This window comes from Aneurinibacillus danicus, from assembly GCF_007991215.1.
Classification (GTDB): Bacteria; Bacillota; Bacilli; order Aneurinibacillales; family Aneurinibacillaceae; genus Aneurinibacillus; species Aneurinibacillus danicus.
In genome coordinates, this window is the sequence record NZ_BJXX01000241.1 from 1 (window position 1) to 3226 (window position 3226).

A 3226-nucleotide genomic window follows, 5' to 3' on the forward strand; every position below is an offset into this window, starting at 1 on the left:
ATCTTATCAAACTCAGGCATTTTTCGCAATACCTTTTTTTGATTTTTATCTTTCCAATTTCTTCGCCGTTTTTAACGGCGACAAAAAGAAATATATCACAAACTATCTTAGTCAGTCAATAAAAATTTTAATTTTATTTCGCGGTGAAATCATCCAGCCTCATGCATGAAAGTTGCAGCCCGCAATCCATAAGAAAAACTCGCGGACGTTGCTGCTCGTCCTTTTTCCACACAGAAGACAAGCAACTGCTTTATGGCCCTTCGACCGACAAAACATCCGGGTACCTCAAGGAGGGAGAGAGTTGCCGGTCTTTCCCCTCCCTTCGGGCCCCAAGCTCCACACGCAAAAAGCAACAGTCGGCACACGCCTCGCGAGTTTTTCCTGGTCTACGGATGGAAGGAAAACAAAGGTCAAAAGCGCATCCACGTCAACACCGAAGGGCATGAACCGGTAAATCTAACTATCCTGTAAATTGCCGGGAAAGAAAACAACCCCGGTATTTTTACCGAGGCTGCACGGATATTTATACGATGCTGTATTTCTTTTCAATTCCATATTCGCTTTCTACAGGCACTTCTTTTAGTAAGGAGCGCTGGGCCAATTTCTCCAGCAATAGAATCAAATCAAATTGAACTCCTTGAAATTCAGGATGATGAAGCAGTTCATTGATCGACCATGGTTCCCTTCTGGTTCTCATAATGTCGAGTAGGAAGCGACTGCATTCCTCCATTTTAGAAATAACCGAGAACTCGCTGGCCAAAAGCAGTAATTCAATTCGTTTTTCTAATGGATCTGTAGTTGTAATGAGTTCTTCATAAAGTTTAAAAATAGAATAATCGATTTGGGAAACCTGCTGCCAAACAACTGTCTCAGGTACTTCTCCCGCTTCGATGACCGCCAGGCGGGCCCAGTGGTGCAGCGCATGGAACATGCTGTTATATGCATCCAGCAATTGTCCTTGACCCAGATATTCTTTTGCCTCCAAATAATGCCGCAAAAAACGAGTGAACTCAATGCAAATCGTACGTCGATGAAATGTAGAAGGATATGTGAGAAACTTGTCCCGTACCTGTTCCATATAACCGTTTTGATCATGTAATACCGTTCCCTGCAGCGCCCATTGAACAAAACGACGATGGAATCGGTTCTCGATAATATGAGCAAAGTATTGCTGATCCACCCAGCGGATTTGAATGTTAGCTGAATTATGTAAAATATTTTTAATCCGTACTTTTTCATGTAAATCTTTTCTAATAATCAAATACAATTCATCAAAACCATCAATGAGCGTGCTTTGTCGATTCACCGGTTTTACCTGAATCACAGATTCTACCATATTATCTGCAATTTCACGAGAAAACGAAGCGGAAAACACATCGTCCATAACGTCGAATCCCCTCCCTTACCTTTGAAAAAAACAAAGCAAAATTTTCTATAAAAGTAGTTATATATCTGCCCTGTTTTCTACAAAAAATGCACCTTATCTTTTTCTTTCGACGCACCTTGTAATTTTACCTTCTACTATTGACATAGTGTTAATAATGATTTAATATAAATGTGTACATTTCTTTTACTCTTCCTGAGGTACTAACTATATCCTTCTTTCCTCCTTATAGACTTAAGGAGGTTTTTTTTTGCAAAACATGCTATAATTTTGAAGGAATGCTACAGGAGGGAAAAGTACATGTTATTTTCAGGTAAGCTGAACAAGCTACGAACACTGGCGCTTGGAATGGTCTTTATCGGTGTTATTGTTATGTATATCGGTTACGCAGCATTTGCCGGCTTTTTGGGCTCTTGGTTTGCCAGTAATGCCATTATTATGACATTTTTCCTGATCGTCGGATTTCTCTGTGTCATGGGTAGCACAGTGATGTATATGTGGTTGGGTATAGTATCAACAAAAGCCACCCAGGTATATTGTCCAAGCTGTGGTAAAGTAACCAAAGTAGTCGGTATGAAGGACGAATGTATGTTTTGCAAGCAGCTTTTGTCACTTGACCCGGCAGATGCACCTGAGAACCGTCATCACACATAAACCATTTCATTTATAAAATAAAGGGAAGTTAAGAATATAGAAAAAGCTTGCCGGGATAATTTCAACCTGGCAAGCTTTTTTTATTGCCGAATTTGACAGTTTTCGCATAAGCCGTATACCTCAAGACGGTGTGACGTAACCTGAAATCCAGTATTCACAGATGCCTCCTTCTCAACATCCGTTAACGAAGAATAATGAAAGTCTTTTACCATGCCACAATGTATACACACTGCGTGATAATGATCACTCATATTGGCATCGTATCTGCTCGAAGCGTCTCCATACGTAAGTTCTCTTACCAATCCTACATCTTTAAATAAACGCAGATTATTATATATGGTAGCTACGCTCATATTAGGGAATTTCCCCTCCAGCGATTTATATATCTCATCTACAGTAGGATGAGACATCGTTTCTAATAAATAACTTAAAATCGCATGACGTTGAGGAGTCATCCGCACACCTGCCTCTCTTAATTTGGTCAGCGCTGTCTGTAACATTACTGCGGACATAGGTCATGCACCTCTTTTCAAAAAGAAATTAATCTCTCTTGATAATATTTATAAATAGTGTAAGACTTGTATTAATAAATTGTCAACTAAGAAGGATTTCCATAGAAAGCCACCATGGCCGATTAGCCACAAGCCCTGCCGTGAAAATGAGGGAAAGAATAGCTGCCTTTTGTGGTACGAAGAAAAAAAGAGCAAGGGAAGAAGAAACGGAATAGGAAAAAGGATTTCAAGAACCGTTAGAAGAAGCGGAAAACTGAAGTTGAACCCATTTTTGGCTAAATTAAACACAACAGCCACTTCCAGTGCTTTTCCTTACGAGGCTTTTTCAAAAATACGGCGGAATGGGGTTTTATTTGTGTTATCTACAATTTCAAAAAATGGGCAACTCACATGAAAAAGGAACAAAAAATAATAAGAGAAGGCAAATAAAATTGCCCTCTCTCAATTTAAATTTATGTATATTTCGTTTTAAAAATCCCAAAAATGGTGCGGTCGGCGAGACTCGAACTCGCACGATCAATGATCACTACCCCCTCAAGATAGCGTGTCTGCCAATTCCACCACGACCGCAATAATGGCGAGCCTACCAGGATTCGAACCTGGGCACCTGGTTCCGGAGACCAGTGCTCTATCCCCTGAGCTATAGGCTCACAGTATTTAATTTCAGAGTTACACC

3 protein-coding genes and 2 tRNA genes are annotated in these 3226 nt (G+C 40.2%); 1 reads left to right on the forward strand and 4 read right to left on the reverse strand.

What is annotated here, in order from left to right; translation table 11 throughout:
- Positions 1-523 precede the first annotated feature (523 nt).
- Positions 524-1384, reverse strand: coding sequence for a nucleotidyltransferase-like protein (locus ADA01nite_RS21395; RefSeq protein WP_146812454.1), 861 nt, complete (start codon positions 1382-1384; stop codon positions 524-526).
- A 300-nt stretch (positions 1385-1684) separates the two neighbouring features.
- Between ADA01nite_RS21395 and ADA01nite_RS21400 the strand changes: the two genes are divergently transcribed.
- A complete protein-coding gene (locus tag ADA01nite_RS21400) occupies positions 1685-2038 on the forward strand; it encodes a DUF2614 family zinc ribbon-containing protein (protein ID WP_146812455.1) in 354 nt (117 codons plus the stop codon).
- A gap of 80 nt (positions 2039-2118) precedes the next feature.
- Here the strand turns inward: ADA01nite_RS21400 and ADA01nite_RS21405 are convergent, their stop codons facing one another.
- The 3 genes from ADA01nite_RS21405 to ADA01nite_RS21415 form a co-directional block, all read right to left on the reverse strand.
- Positions 2119-2550 carry a Fur family transcriptional regulator gene (locus ADA01nite_RS21405; RefSeq protein ID WP_146812456.1) on the reverse strand — a complete coding sequence of 144 codons (432 nt, stop codon included), beginning with the start codon at positions 2548-2550 and terminating at the stop codon, positions 2119-2121.
- 484 nt (positions 2551-3034) lie between these two features.
- Positions 3035-3120, reverse strand: a tRNA-Leu gene (locus ADA01nite_RS21410).
- A gap of 5 nt (positions 3121-3125) precedes the next feature.
- A tRNA-Arg gene (locus tag ADA01nite_RS21415) sits at positions 3126-3200 on the reverse strand.
- Positions 3201-3226 lie beyond the last annotated feature (26 nt).

What these genes read in the sequence shown, in the direction of transcription:
- ADA01nite_RS21395 (WP_146812454.1), bottom strand. Translation starts at nt 1,384, where the DNA reads ATGGACGATGTGTTTTCCGCTTCGTTTTCTCGTGAAATTGCAGATAAT.
- ADA01nite_RS21400 (WP_146812455.1), top strand. Translation starts at nt 1,685, where the DNA reads ATGTTATTTTCAGGTAAGCTGAACAAGCTACGAACACTGGCGCTTGGA.
- ADA01nite_RS21405 (WP_146812456.1), bottom strand. Translation starts at nt 2,550, where the DNA reads ATGTCCGCAGTAATGTTACAGACAGCGCTGACCAAATTAAGAGAGGCA.